Raw genomic sequence first — 23093 nt, forward strand, 5'->3', positions numbered from 1 at the left:
TCACTCTCTCGTTTTCAATGCAGAAACCATGTCGAGCCGGTCGATGCGCCGCCGCACCACGAGCGCGCTGCCGACACCGGCGGCCACCACGCAGATCGCGGCCCACGCGTAAGTGCGCGGCTGGATCACCACCGGAAACAGAAACTGGTCAGACGCCAGCAAGCCGCTGACCAGGTGCACCAGCCCGAAGCCCAGCAGCATGCCGAGCGGCAGCGCCACCGCGATCACCAGCGCCAGCTCGCCCAGCAGCAGGCCCGAGACCTCGGCGCGGGTGAAGCCCAGCACGCGCAGGCTGGCGAGTTCCCACGCGCGTTCGGCCAGCGCGATGCGCGCGTTGTTGTAGACCACGCCGACGGCGATCACGACCGCAAAGGCGGTCAGCACCGTGCTCATGATGCGCACGTTGCGCGCGCTGATCTCGTTCATGTTGCGCAGCATGGTGGCCTTGCTCCAGGCGCCGGCCGCGCGGGGCAGGGCCTTGCTCGCTTCGAGCACCTCGGCCTCGCGCCCGCGTTCGACGGCCAGCACGAAGCCGCTGCTCAAGTCGCCGTCGCCCAGCAGGCGGTTGAGGTCGCGGCGGTCCATGTAGGCGTTCAGGCCCATCATTTCGCGCACCGTGCCGGCCACGGTGACGTGCAGGGTGCGTGCGCGGCCTTCGAGCGGCTCGACGCGCACCGTGTCACCCGCGCGCAGGCCGAGCTTGGTGGCCAAGCGGTCGGTGAGCACCAGGCCACGGCCTTCGAGCACGGTTTCTTTCAGGTCGGCGTCGATCACGCGGTACAGCTCGCCGCGTGCCGCGTAGCCGCGAATCATGCTGCGCTCGCGCCGGTGGCCGTTGGCAAACACCACCGGCACCATGCGGATCGACTCGACCTGCGTCACGCCGGGCAGGCGCGCCAGCTCGTGGCGCACGCGGTCGTCCATGGCCTCGGCCGTCCACAGCGTGACGTCGCCGCGCAAGATCAGCGAGAACTGCGAATCGACGATCACGTCGATGGCGTCGCGGATGAAGTTGCCCATGATCACGATGGCCAGCGCCGCCGCCACACCGGTGATCGACAGGCCCGTGCGCAGCGGCCGGCGCTCCATGTTGCGCAGGATCATCCGCAGCGCCGGCCCCATGCGGCGAATGCCCAGGCGCTCGACCAGCGTGCGCCGGTACCGCCCCGGCGCCGGGGGGCGCATCGCCTCGGCCGGCGGCAGCCGCACCGTCGCCAGGATGGCGTTCAACGTGCCGAGCACCGCCGTGGCCACCGTGATCCCCAGGCTCACCACCAGCAGCCAGGGCGCGACGCGGTGCTCGAAACTCGGAAAGTGGAAGAACTCGGTGTAGAGCCCGGCAAACATGGTGCCGAGCCGGTCGCCGAGGAACACCCCCAGCGCGAGCCCCATGGCCACGATCACCAGCACCAGCTTGAGGTAGTGCGCGCCGATGGCGGCGTTGGCGTACCCGAGCGCCTTCAGCGCGGCGATCTGCTCGCGCTGGGTCGAGACCAGGCGCGAGACGACCACGTTCAGCAAGAAGGCCGCCACGCCCAGGAAGATGGCGGGCAGCACGGTGCCGAGCACGCGCTGCTCCTTGATCTCGTTGTCGAGCATGGCGTGCGAAGTCTGCGTGTCGCGGCCATGCGCTTCGCGCCCGCCGTAGGGCGCGAGCCGTGCCCCCACGCCCGCCAGTGCCGCCTCTTCAGAGGCGCCGGGCGCGAGCTTGATGGCCGCGCGGTTGAACGCGCCGCCCATGTCGTAGGCGGCGGCGAGGGTGTCGTGGTCCACCCAGAACACCCCGAAGCCGCGCGTGTCGGGCATGCCCCACAGGCCCGCGAAGATGAACTCGGGCGACAGCGCCGTGCCCACCACCACCAGCGTGCGCTGGCGGCCGTTGACCACCGCGCCCAGGCGCGAGCCGGCCCGCAGGCCATGCGCCTGCGCGAAGGCCTCGGACACCAGCGCCTCGATGCTGCCGTCGGCCCGGCGCGAGCTGTCGAGCGCGCGGCCGCTGCGCACCGTGACGCGGTTCATGCGCGGCCCATGCAGGGGGTCGATGCCGATCAGCTGGCCCACGATGGGGTCGGTCTTGCCGGGGATCTCGACCCGCACCAGCTGCTCGACGGTGGTTTGCACGTCGGCCACGCCCGGCACCGCGCGCAGGCTGTCGGCCAGGGCGAGCGGCGCCCGCTTGACGGTGACGAAGGCGTCGGCGAATCGCCCGTCGGCATAGAAGCGCTCGCGCGCCAGCGTCAGCGAATCGACGGCCGAGAGCATGGTGATGAAACCACCGATGCCGCTGGCCACCACCAGCGCGATGGTCAGCGCCTGGCTCCACAGCGTGCGCAGGTCGCGCAGCAGCTTGCGGTCGAGCGCGCGCAGGCGCCAGGCGCCGTGGCTCACCACGACAGCTCCGAGGGCGAAATCTTGTGCGGGTTGACTTCGATCCGCTGGATGCGCCCGTCGCCCACATGGATCACCCGGTCGGCCATGCCTGCGATGGCCGCGTTGTGCGTGATGACGATGGCCGTCGTGCCCAGCTCGGCGTTGATGCGCGCGATGACCTCGAGCACCAGCTTGCCGGTCTGGATGTCGAGCGCGCCGGTGGGCTCGTCGCACAGCAAGACCTCGGGCCGTTTGACGATGGCGCGCGCGATGGCCACGCGCTGCTGCTCGCCACCCGACAGCTGCGCCGGAAAGTGGTTGCGCCGGGGCGTGAGGCCGACCCGATCGATGGCGTCATCCACCGGCATCGGGTCGTCCACGAGGTCGGTGACGAGCATCAGGTTCTCGCGCACCGTGAGGCTCGGGATGAGGTTGTAGAACTGAAAGACGAAGCCCACGCTGCGGCGGCGGTAGGCGGTCAGCTCGGCTTCGCTCGCGGCGCTGAGGTCCTGGTCGCCAAACAGCACCTGGCCGGCGCTGCCGACATCGAGCCCGCCCAGGATGTTGAGCAGCGTGGACTTGCCGCTGCCCGAGGGACCCAGCAGCACCACGAACTCGCCACGGGGTATTTCGAGGTCGACTTCGCGCAATGCATGCACCTCGACCTCGCCGGTGCGGTAGCACTTGGCGAGGCCCCGCACGCGAAAGACGTATTCCGAAGGCGCCACCGCCGAGCCGGACCCGGCGGCAGTGGGCGGCGATGCAGGGAGCGACACCTCAGTGCGCCATCAGCACGGGCAGCGTCATGGTGCGAAGCACCGTGCGCGTTGCGCCGCCGAGCATCCACTCGCGCGCCCGGCTGTGGCCATAGCAGCCCATCACCAGCAGGTCCGCCCCCACGTCGAAGGCCAGTGACAGCAGCGCGTCGCCGGCATTGGCCCCCGCCAGCGCCTGGTGCGCGCGCAACTCGCGCACGCCTTGCTGCTTGAGGTAGTCGGTGATCTGCTCGCGCGCCCGGGGCTCGTCCAGCTCGGGCTCCGGGGCGACGGCCACATGCACCGTCTGCGCCTGGCGCAGGAAGGGCAGGGCGGCGCTCACGGCACGGGCCGACTCGCGCGTGGGCTTCCAGGCGACGACCACGTTGCGCGGGGCGGCCGACACGGCGGTCGCATGCCGGGGCACGACCAGGGCCGGCTTGCCGCTGTCCATCAACACCGATTCGATGAAATCTTCCGGCACGTCGGCGCAGGTGTGGTCGTCGGGGTCTCGCTGGCCCAAGACCAGCAGGTCGGCATAGAGCGCTGCGGTGGCAAAGCCCGCGATGGGGGGCTCGCCGCTGAGTTCGAGCCAGCGCGCGGGGCGCAGGCGGGTGCCGTCTTCGAAGGCTTGCAAAGCCTGGGCGCGGTGGCGTTGGTCGATCTCGTCGACCAGCGGGGCCACCGGCACCCCCTCGGCCAGCGCCAGTGGCAGGGGCTGGAAGCGGGGCATCACCGCAAAACACGCCGTCAGCGCAGCATCACGCGAGGCCGCCACTTGCTGGGCCAGGCTCAGCCGCAAGGCGGCACGCGGGCTGCCGTCAAGGTGCACGAGGATCGATCGGTAATCGGACATGGCGGATCTCCTGACGCGGGGTGTGCCGATCAGTCTATGAAGGCCGGGCCGATGCGCACTTGATGCGAATCAAGGCGCAACGCGAGGGCGGCGAAGGCCGAGCGCGATGCCCCGCACCGCCGGGCGTCAACCTGCGGGCTCAGGCCTGCTCGGCAGGCAACCAGCGGCGCAGGTGCAGGGCGTTGGCGCCGCGTCGGTCTTTCGCCAGGGCCAGCTCGCGCCGCGCAACGCTGCGCAGGTGCACCTCGTCGGGCCCGTCGAAGAAGCGCATCGCGCGGCCCCAGCTCCACAGGCGCGCCAGCGGCGTGTCGGGGGTGAGGCCCATGGCGCCGAAGACCTGCATCGCGCGGTCGAGCACTTGGGTCTGCAGGCGTGCGGCCACGACCTTGATCGCCGCGATGTCGGTGCGTGCGGCGGCGTTGCCCGCGGTGTCCATGCGCCAGGCGGCGCGCAGCACCAGCAGGCGCGCCTGGTCGATCTCGATGCGCGAGAGCGCGATCCAGTCCTGCACGTTGGCGAAGTCAGCCACGCGCTGCCCGAACGTGCGGCGTTCGAGCGCGCGTTCGCACATCAGTTCGAGCGCCAACTCGCACTGGCCGATGGTGCGCATGCAGTGGTGCACGCGCCCGGGGCCCAACCGCGCCTGCGCATGCGCGAAGCCTTCACCGGCCTGGCCCAGCAGCGCCGAGGCCGGCACGCGCACGTTGCGAAAGACCAGCTCGCAGTGGCCTTCGATGGCCTGGTGGTCCATCACCGGCACGTTGCGTTCGATGCCGAGGCCGGGCGTGTCCATCGGCACGATGACGATCGAGTGCTGGCCGTGGGCACCACGCTCGCCCCCATCACCGAGGCCCTCGCTGCGGCCCATCACCATGGCGAAGCGGCACAGCGGGTGCGCCGCGCCGCTGATGAACCACTTGCGGCCGTTGATCACCCACTCGTCGCCCTCGCGGTGGATGCGTGTCTCGATGTTGGTGGCGTCCGACGAGGCGACGTCGGGCTCGCTCATCGCAAAGCACGATCGGATCTCGCCGCGCAGCTGCGGGTCGAGCCAGCGCGCGGTCTGCTCGGGCGTGGCGAAGAGCTGCAGCAGTTCGATGTTGCCGCTGTCGGGCGCGCTGCAATTGAAGACCTCGGCCGACCAGGGCACACGGCCCATGATTTCGCACAGCGGCGCGTAGTCGATGTTCGACAGCCGGGTGCCGGGCTGGTCGGCCCGCAGGCCGGGCAGGAAGAGGTTCCACAGCCCCGCCTCGCGCGCCTGGCGCTTGAGTGGCTCGATCACGTCGAGCGGGTAGACGCCGGCATCGGCGTAGCGGTGCCAGTCGGCGTTGGACGGCAGCACCAGATCGTCGATGAAGCGTTGCAGGCGTTGGGCGAGTTCGAGGCCGAGCGGGCTGGGTGTGAAGTTCATGCGGCAGCGGCTTTGCCGTGCAGGGCGGGTGGGGTGTTCAGCAGGCCCTCGGGCAGGCCGGCGGCGATGCGCTCGAAGAGGGCGCGGTAACTCTCATCGGGGTTGTGCCCGGTCAGCGGGTCCTTGTTCTCGAGGAAGGCCTGGTCGATGTCGACCCAGTCGGCGTCGCTGAACACGCGTTCGGCCAGGGGCAGCACCTCGCGCTCTTCGACGCCCATGTGGGCCAGGTAGAAATCGGCATGTCGCTGGGCGATGCGTTCGAGCGCCTGACGCCGCGGCTCGCCCATCATCTCGAAGGCGATCAGCGCGTGTTCGAGTTCGCGCACGTGGCGCTCGCCGTGGGCGTGGTCGTCGTCGAGGCGGTCGAGCAGGCCGCGCAAGAGTGGCGAGCGGGCGCGCAGCTTGGCGAACAGCAGCTCGGTCTCTTTCTGGTGATGGCGCTTCTGCGGAAACTCGTCGAGGTAGAAGACCATCGCGCGCAGCAGCGCGAAGTCGGGCAGCACACCCTGGCGGCGGCTGTCGGCCAGCAACTGCAGCATGGCGTGCAGCAGGGTGGCGAGGGCCTGGTGTTCGTGGCGAATGATGCGTAGCGCGTCGCGGCTCATCGAAGGCTCCTTCGCGGGCGTGGGTTGGGGCGGGTCGGCACGAGGGCCTGGGCGCGGGCGTGCCTCGCCACTTACGACCGTGCCGCGAGGGTGTCACCGCACGGCCGGTGAGGCCTTGTCTCAGGTCAAGCCCGCATGCGGTCGTGCCCTGCGATGCCGTTTCAGCGGGTGGCCGCAGCCCAGCGGGCGGCCAGTGCGGCGGCGTCGATGGGTGCCGAGGTGTCCACCACGAGCGCTTGCGTGGCCTCGGCGTCGGTCAGGGGTTCGGCGAATTGCCGCTGGCGTTCGAGCACCGCCTCGTCGGCATCGGAGGCATCGTCTTGCCGCTCGGCGCGCGCGTGCACGCGCTGGCGCAGCACGGCGTGTGGGGCCTGGCAGTGCAGCAGGGTGAAGGGGACGCCGAGCAGGTCGGCCAAGGTGCGGAAGGCGCGGCGTTCGTCGAACCGCAAAAAGGCCGCATCGACGATCACCGGGTAGCCCGCGTGCAGCGCCACACCGGCCTGCTGGCGCAAGTGCGCAAACGTACGCTCGGTGGCCTCGTGGCTGTAGAGCGCCGTGCCCGCGGCCGCGCGCGCGAGCGGGCCCAGGCCGTGCAGGCGCTTGCGCTCGACGTCCGAGCGCAGGCGCACGGCGCCGGCCGCCTGCAGCAGCGCGCGCGCCACGCTCGACTTGCCGCTGCCCGAGAGGCCGTGGGTGATGAGCAGGCGCGGCGAGAGGCGCTCGCCCAGCGCCAGCCGGTGCGCGCAGTCCAGATAGTCGGGCGCGCCGGGGGCGCCGCCCAGCCGGGCGACGAGCGCGCGAACCAGGGCCCGCTCGACCTCGTGAAAGCGCAGCACGGCCAGGCCGTCGTGGTCGCCGCTGTGCTGCAGGTAGGTGTCGAGAAAGGCGAAGGCAAGGTCGTCGCGCCCATGGGCTTTCAGGTCCATCGTGACGAAGGCGATGTCGGCCTGGGTGTCGATCCAGCGCAGTCGGGGGTCGAACTCGATGGCATCAAAGGCGGTCACCTCGCCGTCCAGCGCGATCAGGTTGGACAGGTGCAGGTCGCCGTGGCCCTCGCGCACGTGGCCGCTGCGGCGCCGCCCTTCCCACAGCGCGTGCAGGGCATGGCGCTCGCGGGCCAGCCAGCCGCCGAGGGCACGGGTGCGCGCATCGGCGCCCAGGGCCTCGATCTGCGACAGCACGGCCTGCGCCGTGCCCGCCACCGCCTCGGGCGAGCCGAAGGCCGAGCCGGCCGGCGCCACCGGGGCGCGGCGGTGGAAGTCGGCCAGCCGCTCGGCGAGGCGGTCGAGCATGCCCGTGTCGAGCGTGCCTCGCCCCAGGCGTTCGCTGAGCAGGGCGCCGTCGGGAAAGCGGCGCATGCGCACGGCGTGGTCGATCGGCGCGGCGGTGTCGCTTCGCTCGGCGAAGCGGGGGGCTTCGGGTGTGCCGCCGATGGCGACCACGTCGAGGTAGAGCGAGGGCGCCAGGCGGCGGTTGAGCCGCAACTCGTCTTCGCAGCTCTGACGGCGGGCCTCGCGCTGGCTGAAATCGACGAAGGGCAGGGTGACGGGCCGCTTGATCTTGTAAGCGTGCTCGGTGCCGAGCAGCACCCACGACAGGTGCGTCTCGATCAGGCGCACGGGCTGTCTGGTTTGCTGCGCCAGCCAACCGCGCAGCGCCTGGATGTCGAGTGGAGAAACCGGCGGCGCAGGCATCGTCATGGGCGGTGCAAAGGTCGAGGCAATGGCGGGTGAAGAAGGCCCGAGCGTGCGGCCACCTCAAGGTCCGGCCCCTGCGCTGGCTCAACTACACACCCTACACCCCGGTGGCGAAGCCGGAAAGGCATTCCCCGGTTGCGACATGCGCCGTACCATCGCCCGATGCCCCGGCTGCCCCGCCTTCGCTCCAAGCTGATGCTGCTGGTTGCCGTCAGCCTGGCGCCGGTGCTGGGGCTCTTGGCGCTGATGGCTGGGCTGCTGGTCCAGCATGCGCGCGATGGCGCGCGGGAGGCCGCCCTCGACCTGAGCCGCACGGTGCTCGCCGCCGTCGACGCGCAGGTCGAAGGTCACCTGGCCACTTTGCGGAGCCTGGCCGCTTCGCGCCGGCTCGAAGCCGACGACCTGCGCGCCTTTCACGACGAAGCGCGCCGCGTGCTGGCCAGCCAGCCCGACTGGCGCAACGTGCTGCTGGTGTCCCCAAGCGGCCAACAACTCGTGAGCGCGCGCATGCCCTTCGGCGCCACGCTGCCGATGGACGCCGAGATCGATCCCCTCAAGCTCGCTGTGGCCACCCGCGGGCCGGTGGTGGGCAACGTGGCAACTCGCACGGCCTCGGGCGAAGCGGGCATCGCGGTGCTGCTGCCGGTGGTGCGTGCTGACAGGGTGGCGTATGTGCTGCAGTTCGTCCTGCGGCCCGAATCGTTGGGTGAGCGGGTGCGCGATTCGCTCGACCAACTGGCCATCGCACTGCCGCAGGCGAGGGGTTGGGCGCTCGGGCTGATCGACGCGCGAGGTCGCTTCATCGCGCGCACGCCGCACCTGTCGGCGGGCGCGCCCGTGCCGGACGACTTTCGCAACGCGCTGTCGCGCGCGGACACCGGCTGGTTTCGTGGCCAGACGCCCGACGGTCGCGACGTTCACCGGGCGTTTCGCACGTCATCGTTGACGGCCTGGTCGGTCGGGGTGGCTGTCCCGAGCGACGAAGTCCGGGCCGGCGGCCTGCGGGCCGCGGCGTGGATTGCCGGCGCCACGCTGATGTCTCTCGCGCTGGCCGGCGGGCTGGCCTGGGCGGTGGCCCGCTCGATCGCCGTGCCCATCGGCCAGCTGGCCGAGGCCGCGCACACCCTCCAACTCGGGCGTGCAGCGCCCTCGCTGGCGCGTGTGCGCGAGAGCCCCGGCGCGCAAGAGATGTTCGACGTGGCCTCGGCGCTGCAAGACGCGGCCGCGGCGGTTGGCGAGCGCGACGGCTTGCGCCAGCGCGAGCAGGCCGCATTGCAGTCGGCCAGCCGGGCCAAGGAAGAAGTGTTGGCGATGCTTGGGCACGAGTTGCGCAACCCCTTGAGCGCCATCAGCACAGCGGCTCACGTGCTGCGTTTGTCCAAGCCCGGGGCCTCGGCCGCGTCGCGCGCGCACGAGGTCATCGACCGCCAGGCGCGTCAGATGACCCGGCTGGTCGAAGACCTGCTCGACGTGAGCCGGCTCGCCATCGGCAAGACCACCTTGCACCGCGAACGCCTGGACCTCGCCGCCGTCGCCGGGCACGCGCTCCAGGCATGGCAGCAGGCCGGCAAGGGCCGTGGGCGGGTCCTCCACCACTTGCAAGCTGCCTGGGTCGAAGCCGACCGCGCACGCCTCGAACAGATCGTGCGCCACCTGCTCGACAACGCCGAGCAGTTTTCGCCGGGCGGCGGCCCGATCGAATTGCGCGTGCACGCCAGCAACCACGAGGCCGTGCTCGACGTGGCCGACCATGGCCGGGGCGTTGCCTCGAACGAGTTGCCGAGGGTGTTCGAGCTGTTCGTGCAAGGCGCCCCGGTGGCCGAGCGGCAACTGGGCGGCCAGGGCCTCGGGCTCGCGCTCGTCAAGCGCCTGAGCGAACTGCACGGCGGGCGCGCCGAGGCCTTCAGCGACGGCCGCGACAAGGGCGCCCGCTTCACGGTGCGACTGCCCCTCGCGACGCCGCCGGCCGAGCCCGGGGCGCCTGTCGCGGCCGGCGCTCAACCGCAGGGCCGGCGCATCCTCATCGTCGAAGACCACGAGGACGGCCGCGCGATGATGGAAACCATGCTCACCCTCGAAGGCCACGCCGTGCGTGCGGCGGCCGACGGCGAAACCGCCTTGCGCATTGCCGCGCAATGGGGGCCCGACGTGGCGCTGATCGACATCGGCCTGCCCGGCATCGACGGCTACGAGGTGGCGCGCCGCCTGCGCGCGCTGCCGCTCGATCACCCGCCCAGGCTCGTGGCCATCAGCGGCTTCGGCCGCCCCGAAGACCTGCGCCACGCCTTCGAGGCGGGCTTCGACCTGCACTTGTCAAAGCCGGTCGAGCCCGACTTTCTGCGCCATATGATGGGTGCGCTGACGTCGATGTCGGCGACCCGGGCGTAGCCTCGCCGCCATGCTGCCCCCCTTCGACGCCTGGCTCAGCAGCACCATTGCCTCGGACGTGGCCGCGGCCGGCACCGCGCCCCATGCCGACCTGGCCCGGCGCTGCCGCAGCCGTCTCGACGCCTTGCTGGCGGCGGCGTCGCGCTCGCGCCTGTATGCGCCGCTGCTGGCGGGGCGCGACCCCAGCCAGGTTTCTCTGCACGAGCTGCCGGTGGCGAACAAGCACGCGCTGATGCAGCGCTTCGACGACTGGGTCACCGACCCGGCGCTGTCGCTCGACGCGCTGAGGGACTTCGTCGCCGACCCAACCCGCATTGCCCAGCCGTTCGCCCGGCGCTACGTGGTCTGGCAAAGCTCGGGCAGCAGCGGCGAGCCGGCCATCTTTGCGCAAGACGCGGCCGCGATGGCGGTGTACGACGCGCTCGAGGCCTGGCGGCGGCCCAGTCGGCGCTCGTTGCAGCACTTGATGAACCCCTGGCAGCGGGGTGAGCGGGCCGCCTTCGTGGGGGCGACCGAGGGGCACTTCGCCAGCACGGTGTCAATGCAACGCCTGCGCCAGCTCAACCCGTTGATGGCGCAGCGCCTGCATGGGGTGTCGTTCCTGAAGTCCATGCCTGAAATCGTGGCCGAACTCAACCGCATGGCGCCGGCCATCGTCGCCACCTACCCGACAGCGGCGGTGCTGCTGGCCGAAGAGCAGGCGGCCGGGCGCCTGAACCTCGGCCTGCAAGAGCTGTGGACCGGCGGCGAGACACTGACGCCGGCGATGCGGCAGTTCGTGCAGGCGGCCTTCGGCTGTCCGGTGGTCAACAGCTACGGCGCCTCCGAGTTCTTGACGCTTGCCAGCGAGTGCGCGCACGGTCGGCTGCACCTGAACGCCGACTGGGCGATCCTGGAGCCCGTCGATGCCGATGGCCGCCCTGTGCCCGACGGTGTGTGCGGCGAGACCACCTTGCTCACCAACCTCGCCAACCACGTGCAACCCATCATCCGCTACGACCTCGGCGACCGGGTGACCTTGCTGCCCGGACGCTGCCATTGCGGGTCGAGCCTGCCGGCCATCGAGGTCGAAGGCCGGCGCGACGACACCTTGCGCCTCGGGCACCCGGCGCGCGCGGTGCTGCCGCTGGCGCTGACGACCGTGCTCGAAGACGACGCGGGGCTGTTCGACTTTCAACTCGTGCAGCGAGGCCCGAGCGATCTGCTGCTGCGCACCGCGCACGACGGCGCCGACGCCCGCGCGCAGATGCACCAGGCCAAGGCGGTGCTGGGGGCCTTCTTCAAGTCGCAGGGCGTGTCACCGGTGCAGGTGCATTGCCGCTGCGGCGAGCCCGCCGTGCGTGGGCGCAGCGGCAAGATCCAGCGCGTGATGCGCGAAGAAGCGGTGGCCAGCTAGCGGTGGCGGGGCAGGCGATCACGCTCAGAAAAGGTGCGCGAGCTTCAGGCCGAGCAGCGTGGTCTTTTGCATCTGCCGCTCGGCCGCCGTTTGCGGTGCATCGAGCTGCATGCGCTTGAGCACGGGCAGCAAGGCGCCCGGCGGCTCGGCGGGCAGCTCAGACATCATCTGGCCCATCTGCTCGGGCGTGTGGGCCATCGACGCGGCCTTCAGCGCCTTCAGCCCGGCGGCCAGGGCCAGTTCGGCACGGTCGAAGTCGGTGCCGAAGGGGAAGGGCACGAAATACCCGTCGGCCTTGAACGGCCGCAGCGCTTCAGCCAGCCGTTGCGGCGTGTTGTTGCGGTACTCGGCGGGTATCTCGTAGTCGGCCGCGATCTTCTTGTGTCGCTTGGCCTCCGCCAGCAGCCCGTCTTGAAAGCGCGAGTCGGCGACGTTGAGCATGGCCTTGATGATCTCCTGGTCGCTCTTGCCGCGCAGGTCGGCGATGCCGTACTCGGTGACGACGATGTCGCGCAGGTGGCGCGGAATCGTCGAGTGTCCATAGCTGTAGAGGATGTTCGACAGCACCTGCAGGCCTTCGTGCCGGGTGCTCTTGAGCATCATCACCAGGCGGCCGTCGGGCAGCGCGTGCGCCATCGCGACGAAGTTGTACTGGCCGCCCACGCCCGAGACGACGCGGCCGTCTTCGGTGGCGTCCGACACCATGTGCCCGAGCAGGGTGGCCATCATCGTGCTGTTGCAGAAGCGGCCGTCCTTGCGCTGCAGCGCGCGCAGGCGCTCGTCGCCATACAGCTGGTTGGCGACCTCGACGCCGGTCATCTCGAACTGTTGGCGTTCGTCGTCGGGCATGTGGCGCAGCGTGTCATAGAAGTCGCGCGGGCCGATGAAGAAGCCACCCGTCAGCACGACGCCCCGGCGCAGCCGGTCGCCCAGGCAGGGCGCGAGGCGGCGGCGCGCCTCGGGCGTGTCGATCACGGGGCTGTAGCGCAACTGGCCGTCTTCGATGGCCCCGGCCACCCAGCGCAGCCCGTCACGGAAGACGCCGTGGTGCTGCAGGCGTTCGAAGTCTTTCTTCGTCAGGTAGGGCGGAATCAGCTCTTGTTCGACCATGCGGTCGAGCACGTCGGCCGGAATGTGGTTTTCGCTCAGGTGGCCCTGGTTCAGCAGCGCCTGGATGGCCGTGTGGTGATACACGCGGCGCTTCACGATGCCGGCCTTGTAGAGCGGCAAGAAACCATCGACCAGCATCTCGGTCGAGCCGTAGAGGCCTTGCGTGAAGGGTTCGGTGCCGCCGACCTGCGCGATGAGCGGCCCGTGCCGCGCGCTGATGCCGCTGTGGTCAAGCAACTGGCGGTAGACGTCGTTGTGTTCGTGCCGCAGCTTCAGGCCGCAGGCGATGGCGTCGCCCAGCGCACCGATGCCGATCTGCAAGGTGCCGCCGTCCTTGACCAGCGTGCTGGTGTGCAGGCCGATCAGGTAGTCGGCGTCGGACAAAGGCAGGCGCGGCGTGCTGAAGAGGCCGTAGTCGCCCTCGTCGGTGTCGATCACCACGTCGTACATCGAGCCATCGACCTCGGCGTCGCCATACATGAAGGGCAGGTTGCGGTTGACCATGGCGATGCGCAGGCGCTTCTCGCCACGGGCGATGTCGTCGGCGAAGATCTTCAGCGTCATCAGCGAGGTGTCGGCGTTGCAGCTGGCGCTGTAGTGCGCCTGGCCCTCGGCGCCGACCTGCTTGGCCACGATGTGGGCGAAGACGTTGTTGCCGTTGAGGTTGCAGTCACGTACCACGTGCGTGTAGTTCGAGTTGATGTATTCCTGCTGCACCTGGTCGTCGTGGCGGTACGCCCCGGCCTTGCAGAAGATCTCGTGCAGTTTCACGTTGGGCGGCAACTCGCCGCGCCGCAGGTCGAGCATGAAGTCGAGCTCGGGCACGCCGGCCCACACGCGTTCGACGAAGGGCTGCATGAAGCGGCGCTCCAGCTCGTTGTGCCACACGGGCTTTTCGAGCGAGAGCGCCGTCATGATGGTCAGGTGCAGCGAGGCGTCGCGCTTGACGCGCTGGTACAGCGCATTCATCAACGGCACCGGCTTGCCCAGCCCCAGCGGCATGGCGATGTGCAGGTCACGGCCGAAGGTGGCAATGATGTGCTCGACGCACTGCGCCACGTTCAGGTGAAGCGGGCGGTGCGGCGTCGATTGGCGTGCGTTGTCCATGGCGGTCTCCTCGGTGGGTGCTCGGGCGGTGCGGGCTGGGCCGACGCGACCCGCCTCAGCGGGCGGGTGCGGTCGCCGCAGACGTGGCTCAGGCGTGCGCTGCGCGCTTGCGGGCCGTGGTCTTGCGGGCGGCGGGCTTCTTGGGCGAGCGCGCCGGGGCGGCTTCTTGGCCGATGCCCGGCAGCTTGACGCCTGCCTCGCTGAGCCCGGCCTTCACCCGGTCGTTCAGCACGGCAAGCACCTGGCGGTTCGAGCTGACGGCCATTTGCGCCAACTCGCGCATGTCGGCCAAGGCCTGGGTCAGGGCCTTCTGCGCCATCTGCGCCGAGCGGGTGGCCTTTTCGCTGACGCCCTCGGTGGCCAGCACTTCGCGCGTGTTTTCTTGCAACGTTGACAACGAAGCGGTGAGGATTTCCTGCTGTCGACGGCCCAGGGCCTCGAGTGCCTGGTACGCCTCGCGGTTGGCTTCGACCAATGCATCGATGTCGCGGCGGCGGCCTTCGATCAGCGTCTTCATGTCCACATGCGGCAGCTCGATCTTCTCGAACAGGCGGCGCATGTCGAGTGCGGGCGGAATGTTCTTCCACGCCGCGGCGAGCGATTCGGTCTTCTTGTCCATGGTTCACCTTTCAGCGGTTGAGAAAGCGGATCGGAATTCGCGCTGCGCGTGCCCGAAGGCAAGGTCGCGCAGCGGCGGTAGCAATGGAGGCCCGCCGCTAGGCGGCAGCGCGTTGCTTTCGGGGTGGGGCGGGTGTGTCGTCGGGCGGTGACGCCGATGAGGGCACGGCACGCAGGTGGGGCGTGGTGACCTTGGGCTTGGCGGCTGTCTTCTTGGTCCGGGTCTTGGGGGCCGCCGCGGCGTGCGCCGGTTTGGCCTGCGCGATCGTCTTGCGCGGCGCGGCCACCTTTTTGCTGGCGGTCGGCTTGGTGGCCTTCGCCGACGGGTGCGGATCTGCGTGTGCCACCGCCGCGGCCCGAGCCGCACGCGTCGCCAATGCGGCTTCGAGTTCGGCCAGCGCCTCGACCACGTCGTCCGCGAGCTGGGCCATGCCTGGCACCGACCGGCGGCAGCCCATGAAGCCGAAGTCGAGGTCATCGCAATAGCTCTCGACCGTGATGTTCAGCGCCGAGCCGTGGAAGGGGATCGAGCACGGGTGAAAGCCCAGCACCTTCGCCCCCTGCACATACAAGGGCACGGGCGGGCCCGCGACGTTCGAGATGGTCAGGTTGGTGGCGGGCGGCAAACGGTCGGCGAGGCGCGCGCGGCTGTAGATGTCCATCGCCCCGCGCATCAGGAGTCCGGTGCCCACGAACCACAGGTCGGGCACGATCAGGTTGCGGATGTTGCCCAGCAGTTTCTTCTGCTGCGTGGACGATTGGCAGATCGCGGTCAGCCGCTCGAGCGGGTCGTCGATGTGCGTCGCCAGGCTGCAGGCGATGGCGGCGTTCTGATTCGGCGTGGCCGTGTCGTTGGCGTCGTGCATCGCCACCGGCACCATGGCCGTCAGCGGCACCTTGGGCACGACCTCATGCGTTTGCAAGTAGCGGCGGATGGCCGTGGCGCATACCGCCAGCACCACGTCGTTGAGCTTGGCGTTGGCCTGCTTGGCCACGCGTTTGCAGCGCGACAGCGAGAGCGTGCGCATGGCAAAGGTGCGTTGGCTCGTGATCGCCACGTTGAGCATCGTCTTGGGCGGGGCCGGGGGCGGCACCAGGCCCGACAGGTCGTAGCGCAACGACTGCGGATCGGGCAGCAGCGTGTGCGACACGGTGCGCAGCAACTCGGGCAGGAATTGCGCCACGCGGATCTCTTGCCGTACCACGTGCTCGGCAATGCCGCGCAGCAGGCCGCCCAGGCCTGGTTGCGCTTCGACCGGGGCGGGCGAGGGTGGCGCGAAGTGCCGTGGCACGGGGGTCGGGTCGTACAGCGTCGTGATGAGCTGCTGGCTCGATGCGCCGTCCATCGCGGCGTGGTGGATCTTCGTGTAGATCGCCAACTGGCCGGTGGCCAGTCCGCGGATCACATAGAACTCCCACAGCGGGCGGCTGCGGTCGAGAAAGTTCGAGTGCAGGCGCGCCACCAGATCTTCGAGCTGGTCGATGCGGCCGGGCGAGGGCAACGTCTGCTGGCGCACGTGGTAGTCCAGATCCACGTGCGGGTCTTCGACCCAAAACGGGTGGTCGATGTCGAGCGGCAGCGTGACGAGCTTGCGATGCAGCAGCGGGTTGAGGTGCATGCGCTCGGCGATGTGCCGGCGGTAGTCGCTGAAGAAGTCGCCGCTGTAGCCCTCGGGCAACTCGACGAGGCTCACGCTGCCCACATGCTGCGGCGTCTCGGGCGTCTCGAGGTAGAGGTAGCTCGCGTCCTGGTCGGTGAGCTGCGAGAAGTGTTCAAACATGCTTGTCTCCCGTGAGGGGTGTGCGCCTGGCGGTTCCCGGCAGCTTGTTGTCTGTTTTCGCGGCATTCGTGCAATACGCCGCAAAAGCGAGGCAACGGTAGTCCTGGCTTCGACACGGCCATTTGATGGCCATCAAAAGCCCAGCGCACGCGCGCCTCGGTGCTTTCCCAGTGGCCCGGGGCACGGGCAGGCTGCGCCGCCCCGGGCACCTAGACTGCGCTCCCATGACAGAACCCGGTTCCCCGACTGAGAAGCAGGCCTTGTCCCAAGTGCTCCAGGCCATCGCCCTGGACGAAAAGCGCGAACGCGTGGCGGTCGGCGACCTCTTGCATGCGCTCGGTGACCGCGCAGTGGCAGCGCTGCTGTTCGTGTTCGCGGTGCCCAACGTGCTGCCCACGCCGCCCGGCACATCGGCCCTGCTTGGCGCACCGCTCGTGGTGCTGGCGCTGCAGCTCACGCTCGGCCTGAAGCCCTGGCTGCCGGGGTGGATCGCCAAGCGCTCGATGTCACGCAGCGACTTTTCGGGCCTCACGCGACGCATCACCCCGTGGCTCGCCAAGGCCGAACGTCTGCTGCGCCCGCGCGGCCACGTGCTGGCGGGCAGGCCCTTCGAGCATGTGGTGGGCCTCGTGTGCCTGCTGCTCGCGCTGGTGCTGGTGCTGCCCATTCCGCTCGGCAATGTCTTGCCGGCGCTCGCCATCAGCGTGCTGGCACTCGGTGTGCTCGAACGCGACGGCCTGTGGGTGGCGCTCGGCCTGGCCGCAGCCGCCGCCTCGGGGGTGGTGGTGTCGGGCGTGGTCTATGCGGTGGTCAAGGCAGCGATCTTCTTCGTGATCCACGTGCTGCCGTCATGATCTGCGTCCACCAGACGGGGCGTGCTGCCACGCGCCTGAGAAATGTCAACGCAATGGGTGTCGACTGCGCTGCGATGCATGCACTTGACCTGTGCAGGCAGCACCAGCACGAGTAAGATGGCCCGCATGCTGCCTCGAAAAGGTGCCTCCATGTCCTCGCGCACTGATGGTGCCTCCTCCTCGCGTTCACGCCTCGCTGCGTCGAAAGCACGCTCTGTCGAAGCCCTCGGGCAATCGCTCGATACCGCCTTCTTCAAGGCCATCGCCGAGCCGGTGCGCCAGCAGATCGTTCTGATCCTTCTGCAACAGGGCCGCTCCAGCATCCAAGATGTGGCGGGGCACCTGGTTCAAGACCGCTCGGTGGTGTCGCGCCACCTGTCTTTTCTCGAGCAGGCAGGCATGGTTCGCAGCTCGAAGGTCGCGCGCTTCACCGAGTACGAGCTCGACGGGCCCGCGATCATTGAGAAGCTCGAGCGCGTGCTGACACAGTTGCGGGCCGCGGCCGCGCTCTGCTGCCCTCCGCAAGAAGCGCCCGCCTGCTGCGCCCCAGACAGCCTCAGTTCAGCCACCGCCGCCGCGCGCTGAAGCGCTCAGCTCCAAACCCGTCGAGCGGCCTGCTCGGCGGGTTTTTTCTTTTGTCCGCGCGGGTCTGCACATACGGTAACAAGGCTATTGCGAGGTTAGGGGGATCGCTTCGTTCGTACTTGGGCTAATATGGGCATACGTGCACACACATGCACATGTTCATCACCAACCAGACCGGAGGATCCATGAGCGAATTGGCCCAGGCGTACGCGCCCACCCCCACGGCAACCGAGAGCGTCGACAAGACGGCGCGTGCCGAGCGTCACGGCAAAGATCAGCGCTATTTCGATCTCATGGCCTACATCGTGTCCAACACGATCTCGGGCGAGATCATGGCCGTCGAGAACTACTCGGAGATGGTCCCGCTGATGCCGACCACCGACGCGAAGATCGACACGGTCAAGCAGGCCCACGAAGAGGGCAAGCACATCAAGATGCTGGCCAGCCTGGGCAAGCGCCTCAACTACCCGGTCAAGACCGAGATCGTCGAGCCGCAGTGGTTGAAGGTGCGCTCGCACTTCTCTGACGCCGTCAAGAAGAAGAACCTCGCCGCCTGCTTGATCATTCAAGACCTGATGACCGAGACGCTGGCCATCGTTCTGTACAAGACCCTCGCCAAGGCCAGCGACCCCGACACCACCCAGGTCGCCTCGCTCATCCTCAAGGACGAGATCGAGCACCTGCACATCGGTGCGGCGCGCATCAAGGCCATGCTGGCCGAGAACCCCGACGACGTGCACGACAGCCTCGTGTGGGCGCACCACCGCGTGATGCCCGAGATGTTCAGCATGATCAGCACCAGCTGCCACTCGCTGTGCGGGCTGCTGGAGGTCGATTGCGGCGGCATCGGCTTGGACAGCATCTCGACCGACATCGAAGAGCTGCGTGTCGAGGCTCTCGACGCCTACATGGAAACGCTCGAACTCGTCGGCTTCGACCCGAAGGTGACGATGCCTCTGCTCGCGAGCATGTCGAGCTACGGCGTGCAGCCGCGCGCTGACACCCGCCTGCGTTCGGACGCTGCTGCCCCCGCCGGCATGTGCGGTGCCGGCACCGGCACCATGGCCGACTTCGTCGGCGGCGCCTCGGCAGGCAGCTGCGGTGTGAGCGCTGGTGCCGTGTCGCGCTCGACCAGCGCAAAGCCCTGCTGCTGATCCGGCGCATCTGACGGAGACCATCGCATGAGCAGTCTTGGCCCAGTGGGCAGCTTCATCTTGACGGAAGGAACGCTGCTCGCAGTGCTCTTCTTCCTTGTGGCGCTCGCCGTGGCCATGCTGCAGCAAAGCGTTGGGCAAAAGCTCAGCGGTGCGCTGGGCAAGACCTCGCTCGAAACGGGCGCGGTGCTGGCGGCGACGGCGGGCGCCGTCACGCCGTTCTGCTCATGCTCCACGGTTCCGATCCTGTCGGGCATGCTCCAAGCGCGCGTGCGCTTCGGGGTGTGCTTCACCTTCCTGATCGCCTCGCCGGTGATCAACGAAGGCGTGCTGCTGGTGCTGCTGCGCCAGCAGTCCGCAGCCGAAGCAGTGCTCTTCCTCGTGGTGGCCTTCGTGCTGTCGGTCGGGTTCGGCATCTTGCTCGACCGCATCGGCATGGCGCGTTACGTCAAGCTCGCACCGGCCGCCGCCGGCCTCGAAGGCGCGGTGCAAATTTCTGGGGATGGCCCGTCGGTTCCCTTCATGGCAAGGTTGCGGTTTGCCTCCAACACGGCCTGGCATGAGCTGAAGTCGGCGGCGCCCTACCTGGCGGTTGGCATCGTCGCGGGCGGCTTCATCTACGGCTACGTGCCGCAGGAAGCACTCGTCCAGCTCAAGGAATGGTTCCCGGGTTGGGTGCTGATCTTCGTGATGGCGCTCATCGGTGTGCCCTTCTACGTCAACGCGGCCATGATCGTTCCGATCGCGGTGGCGCTGCTGGAAAAAGGTCTCGGGGTCGGGCCGGTCGCGGCCTTCCTGGTGTCGGCAGCCGGTACGAGCATCCCCGAGATGATCATGCTCGTTCGGCTCTTCAAGGCGCCGCTCATCGTGTGGCACGTCGTGACGATCGTGGCGTCTGCCACCGTCATCGGTCTGGCACTCGAATACGCCTCTCTGCTCTTCTAAGGAGACTCACATGTTCAATGCAAGCTCACTTCTTCGCTTCTTCAAGCCCAGCTGTTCGACCGGTGCGTGCGAAACCACGCCGGGTAACGTCCAAGAACTGCTGAGCCACCAGAAGGTCGGCATCCTTTCGGCCAGCTGCTGCGATTCGAGCACACAATCCAAGGACGAGCAGTTGGCGTCGAACCTGTCGGCCGCGATGGAAAAGGCCGGCGTCGAGCGCCAGGTCGTCTTCTCGACCATCACCGCGACGCGCCAGCAATTGCGCGACCTGGGCACGCAGGTCAGCGACGACGTCAAGACCTTCAAGGAAAACCTCGCGGGCCTGTTCCAGGGGCAGGGCCTCGCCGCGTTTCCGATGCTGCTCGTGGACGGCAAGATCGCGTTCTACGGCGGTGTGCCGAGCGTGGACATGATCGCCCAGAAGCTCCAGTCGCCGCCGCCCGGCACCGCCTGACATGGACCGGCAACTGCTCGCCGAGCCGCACCGCGCGGCTCACATCGTGCTCACCGGTGCAACCGGCTACCTCGGTGCCCTCACCGTGGTGGCCCTGCTGAAAGACACCGCGGCCTCGATCAGCTGCCTGGTTCGCGGCGCGCGCGACGACAGCGCGCTGCTCGAACCCATCATCGAAGAATGGCAAGCACAGGGCTTGGCGTGGTCGCCTGAACTTGCCGCCCGCGTGCGTCGAGTGCCCTTGCCGGCCCAGGCGGCCGACACGGTGCACCTGGCCGCCAGCCTCGCGCCAGCCGACGAGGTGATCCACTGCGCCGGCCACCTCGACTACTACAACGTCGAGCTGCTCGAAGAAGTGAACATCGGGTTCACGCGCCACATGATCGCGCTGGCCCAGGCGCTCAAGGTGAAGCGCTTCGTGTATGTGTCCACCGCGTTCGCGGCCGGCTACAGCACCGGCGTGACACCAGAAGGCGCACTGGCCGACCCGCCATCCGACCCCACGCACTACACGCGCACCAAGCGCGAGGCCGAGCGACTGGTCGCCGCCAGCGGCTTGCCCTTCATCGTCATTCGCCCGTCGATCCTCATCGGCACCGGCACGACGGGGCGCTACAGCGGCAAGCGCTACGGCCTGTACCAGCAGTGGATGGGCCTGGAGCGGCTCACCTGCGACCGTTTCCACGCCGAGTTCCACACCGTGGCGCCGAAGCTGCCGCTGAACATGTTCCACCAGGACGCGTACTCGGAAACGTTCAGCGCCATCTACCAGTGGGTGCCCTCGGGCTCTTATGTGAATCAAGTTTCACGCGAGGCCACATCGCCCTCGATGCGACACCTGTGGGACATGTGGTTCGAAACCACGCGCCCGCGCACCGTCTACTACTACGACCGCATGGACGACGTGCCCTTGTCGTCGATCCCGTCGCGCCAGCGGGCCTACCTGACCTTCGCGCAGATCAACCTCGAGATCGCCTCGCACCGCTGGCGCTTCGAGACGGGCTGGCTCGATGCGCTGCGTGAGCAAAAGGGTCTGGCCCACAAAGACGCCACGATCAACAGCGTGCGCGTCTGCCAGGACCGCTTCGTCAACGTCTCCGAGGTCATGGCGAAGTACTTCGCCCGCCACAAGGACGAGATGGCCGACACCCCGCAGTGGATCGAGCACAGCGAGCGTGCCCGAGACGTCGAGAACGTCTGACACCCAAAAACAAGCCAGGAGTGGAGAGAGATGAAGAATGCATTTGCCCAGCGGCTGCTGCGTGGCAGCGCCGCCGTGCTGATCGGCCTGGCCGCCACGGCCACGCACGCGCAGTCGATTCTTGACAAGGTCAAAGAGGCCGGCGTCGTGCGCATCGGCACTGGCAACGACACGCCGCCGATGAACTACATCGACGCCAACGGCGACTGGACCGGCTTCGACGTGGACCTCGGCAACGAGATCGCCAAGCGCCTGGGCGTGAAGGTCGAGCGCGTGGCCGTCAACAACAAGACCCGCATCGCTTTTCTGGCCAACCGCCAGGTCGATCTGGTGCTGTCGAACGTGAGCCGCACCGTGGGCCGCGAAGAGCAGATCGACTTTGCCGACCCGCCGTACCTGTGGACCGCCAAGATCTTCTACGCCAAGAAGGGCCGCTACAAGACGCTGGCGCAACTGGGTGGCAAGCGCATCGGCGTGAACCAGGGCTCGAACGCGTTCACCGCGGCACCGGCCGAGCTGGCGAAGCATTCGTCCAAGGCGCCGGTGATGGTGTCGTTCCAGAAAAACGCCGAGTGCTTTCTCGCGCTGAAGCAAGGAAAGATCGACGCCTTCACGCAAGACAGCCCCATCGTTGCCGCCGTGGCCGGCCAGGAAGGCGTGGGCTTCGAAGCCGTTGGCGGTGGCTACAGCCCGGGCCTGTACTCGATCGGCGTGCCGCAAGACGACAGCAAGTGGCGCCGCGCGGTGAGCATGGCCCTGCAGGCCACCATTAAAGACGGCACCTACGAAAAGCTCTACCAGTCGTGGTTCGGTGCGAAGGGCAAGTTCCCGCTGCCGCACAACGCCCGCCCGCGGCTTCCGCCCGATGTCTTCGGCGACATGATGCTCGTCTGGCCGGACTGAGCCGAGAGAGCCGACGCTGACTGGGGATCGATGCCGATCCTCCGGTCGGCCATGACCGACTCACGACTACAGGGTGAAGCCAAATGATCGAATGCGTGTGCGTGGCAAAGCGCCTGGGCGGGCGCCAGGTTCTTGACGGAATCGACCTGAAGGTTCAGCGCGGCGAAATCCTCGTGCTCTGCGGCCCGAGCGGCACCGGCAAGACGACGCTGCTGCGCGCGATGAACGGGCTCGAATCCATCGACAGCGGCACGATCGTGGTGGACGAAGTGCCGCTCGATCGCAAAGAGAACGCGCGCACGCTCAACGGCCGGGTCGGCATGCTGTTTCAGCACTTCAATCTGTTCGAGCACATGACCGCGATCGAGAACATCTGCCTCGCCCCGCGCCGCGTGTTGGGGCTGGCTCGCAAAGAGGCCGAGCGCCGTGCGCGCGACCTGCTCAGCGAGTTCGGCCTGGCCGACAAGGCCGGCCACCTGCCGTCGCAGCTGTCGGGCGGCGAGAAGCAGCGCGTGGCGCTGGCCCGCTGCCTGGCGATGCGCCCGACGGTGATGCTGATGGACGAGCCCACTTCGGCACTTGACCCGAGCCGAACAACGCAGATCGCGCAGATGATCCGCCGCCTCAAGCGCGACAACATGACCACGGTCATCGTGACCCACGACCAGCAGTTCGCCTACCAGGTGGCCGACCGCATGGTCTCGCTCGAAAACGGCCGCCTGGTCAACATCGACTGCGACCCGACGTGCTGCGCCGACGAGGCCGAGCCTCAACCGAGCGACCGGCCTGCGTTTGTCGACACCCACAGCTTCATGCCGGCGCCACACCCCTACTCGGTTGGCGGGGCCGGCGTACCGGTTTCGGCCTGACCCTGATGTGACGCGTTGCGCCGGGCTTTGG

Annotated in this window: 19 protein-coding genes; 10 read left to right on the forward strand and 9 right to left on the reverse strand. The window is 68.6% G+C overall.

Annotated features, from left to right (window positions below):
* The 6 genes from AC1KAT_RS13315 to AC1KAT_RS13340 all read right to left on the reverse strand — a co-directional run bounded on the left by AC1KAT_RS13315 (position 1) and on the right by AC1KAT_RS13340 (position 7700).
* Positions 1-2388 (reverse strand): ABC transporter permease, encoded by a 2388-nt coding sequence (locus AC1KAT_RS13315; RefSeq protein ID WP_480326691.1) that lies wholly within the window; start codon positions 2386-2388, stop codon positions 1-3.
* Positions 2385-3098: an ABC transporter ATP-binding protein gene (locus AC1KAT_RS13320; protein ID WP_480327751.1), complete on the reverse strand. Its 714-nt coding sequence runs from the start codon at positions 3096-3098 to the stop codon at positions 2385-2387. Before AC1KAT_RS13320 ends, AC1KAT_RS13315 begins: the two co-directional genes overlap by 4 nt.
* A 49-nt stretch (positions 3099-3147) precedes the next feature.
* Positions 3148-3981, reverse strand: a complete 834-nt coding sequence (locus tag AC1KAT_RS13325; RefSeq protein WP_480326693.1) for a universal stress protein — start codon at positions 3979-3981, stop codon at positions 3148-3150.
* A gap of 139 nt (positions 3982-4120) precedes the next feature.
* Positions 4121-5395: an acyl-CoA dehydrogenase family protein gene (locus tag AC1KAT_RS13330; protein ID WP_480326695.1), complete on the reverse strand. Its 1275-nt coding sequence runs from the start codon at positions 5393-5395 to the stop codon at positions 4121-4123.
* The gene (locus AC1KAT_RS13335) at positions 5392-6000 is read right to left on the reverse strand and encodes a hemerythrin domain-containing protein (protein WP_480326697.1); all 609 of its coding nucleotides are present in this window, start codon (positions 5998-6000) and stop codon (positions 5392-5394) included. Before AC1KAT_RS13335 ends, AC1KAT_RS13330 begins: the two co-directional genes overlap by 4 nt.
* A gap of 161 nt (positions 6001-6161) precedes the next feature.
* Complete coding sequence (locus AC1KAT_RS13340) at positions 6162-7700, reverse strand: bifunctional aminoglycoside phosphotransferase/ATP-binding protein (protein ID WP_480326699.1); 1539 nt, start codon at positions 7698-7700, stop codon at positions 6162-6164.
* 159 nt (positions 7701-7859) lie between these two features.
* Here AC1KAT_RS13340 and AC1KAT_RS13345 point away from each other — a divergent pair, with 159 nt between their 5' ends.
* Entirely contained in the window at positions 7860-10085 is a 2226-nt protein-coding gene (locus AC1KAT_RS13345) for an ATP-binding protein (protein WP_480326700.1), read from the forward strand.
* 10 nt (positions 10086-10095) lie between these two features.
* Complete coding sequence (locus AC1KAT_RS13350) at positions 10096-11481, forward strand: phenylacetate--CoA ligase family protein (RefSeq protein ID WP_480326702.1); 1386 nt, start codon at positions 10096-10098, stop codon at positions 11479-11481.
* 24 nt (positions 11482-11505) lie between these two features.
* Here AC1KAT_RS13350 and AC1KAT_RS13355 read toward each other — a convergent pair whose 3' ends face one another.
* The 3 genes from AC1KAT_RS13355 to AC1KAT_RS13365 all read right to left on the reverse strand — a co-directional run bounded on the left by AC1KAT_RS13355 (position 11506) and on the right by AC1KAT_RS13365 (position 16097).
* Positions 11506-13698 (reverse strand): acetyl-CoA hydrolase/transferase C-terminal domain-containing protein, encoded by a 2193-nt coding sequence (locus tag AC1KAT_RS13355; RefSeq protein ID WP_480326704.1) that lies wholly within the window; start codon positions 13696-13698, stop codon positions 11506-11508.
* Positions 13699-13786: 88 nt separating this feature from the next.
* Complete coding sequence (gene phaP, locus AC1KAT_RS13360) at positions 13787-14317, reverse strand: TIGR01841 family phasin (protein ID WP_480326706.1); 531 nt, start codon at positions 14315-14317, stop codon at positions 13787-13789.
* A 97-nt stretch (positions 14318-14414) separates the two neighbouring features.
* Entirely contained in the window at positions 14415-16097 is a 1683-nt protein-coding gene (locus tag AC1KAT_RS13365; protein WP_480326708.1) for a WS/DGAT/MGAT family O-acyltransferase, read from the reverse strand.
* Between the two features lie 269 nt (positions 16098-16366).
* Here AC1KAT_RS13365 and AC1KAT_RS13370 point away from each other — a divergent pair, with 269 nt between their 5' ends.
* From AC1KAT_RS13370 to AC1KAT_RS13405, 8 genes are all read left to right on the forward strand, one after another.
* The gene (locus tag AC1KAT_RS13370) at positions 16367-16951 is read left to right on the forward strand and encodes an exopolysaccharide biosynthesis protein (protein WP_480327753.1); all 585 of its coding nucleotides are present in this window, start codon (positions 16367-16369) and stop codon (positions 16949-16951) included.
* 117 nt (positions 16952-17068) lie between these two features.
* Positions 17069-17536 carry an ArsR/SmtB family transcription factor gene (locus tag AC1KAT_RS13375; RefSeq protein WP_480326710.1) on the forward strand — a complete coding sequence of 156 codons (468 nt, stop codon included), beginning with the start codon at positions 17069-17071 and terminating at the stop codon, positions 17534-17536.
* 185 nt (positions 17537-17721) lie between these two features.
* Positions 17722-18690, forward strand: coding sequence for a ferritin-like fold-containing protein (locus AC1KAT_RS13380; protein WP_480326712.1), 969 nt, complete (start codon positions 17722-17724; stop codon positions 18688-18690).
* A gap of 27 nt (positions 18691-18717) precedes the next feature.
* Positions 18718-19635, forward strand: a complete 918-nt coding sequence (locus AC1KAT_RS13385; RefSeq protein ID WP_480326714.1) for a permease — start codon at positions 18718-18720, stop codon at positions 19633-19635.
* Positions 19636-19645: 10 nt separating this feature from the next.
* Positions 19646-20089, forward strand: a complete 444-nt coding sequence (locus AC1KAT_RS13390) for a hypothetical protein (protein WP_480326716.1) — start codon at positions 19646-19648, stop codon at positions 20087-20089.
* 1 nt (position 20090) lies between these two features.
* Positions 20091-21290, forward strand: a complete 1200-nt coding sequence (locus tag AC1KAT_RS13395; protein ID WP_480326718.1) for an SDR family oxidoreductase — start codon at positions 20091-20093, stop codon at positions 21288-21290.
* 30 nt (positions 21291-21320) lie between these two features.
* On the forward strand, positions 21321-22193 hold the full coding sequence (locus AC1KAT_RS13400; protein WP_480326720.1) for a transporter substrate-binding domain-containing protein: 873 nt from the start codon (positions 21321-21323) through the stop codon (positions 22191-22193).
* A 101-nt stretch (positions 22194-22294) separates the two neighbouring features.
* Complete coding sequence (locus AC1KAT_RS13405) at positions 22295-23062, forward strand: amino acid ABC transporter ATP-binding protein (protein ID WP_480326722.1); 768 nt, start codon at positions 22295-22297, stop codon at positions 23060-23062.
* The last annotated feature ends 31 nt before the right edge of the window (positions 23063-23093 follow it).

The sequence above is a fragment of the Piscinibacter sp. PDB5-1 genome (genome assembly GCF_056676035.1).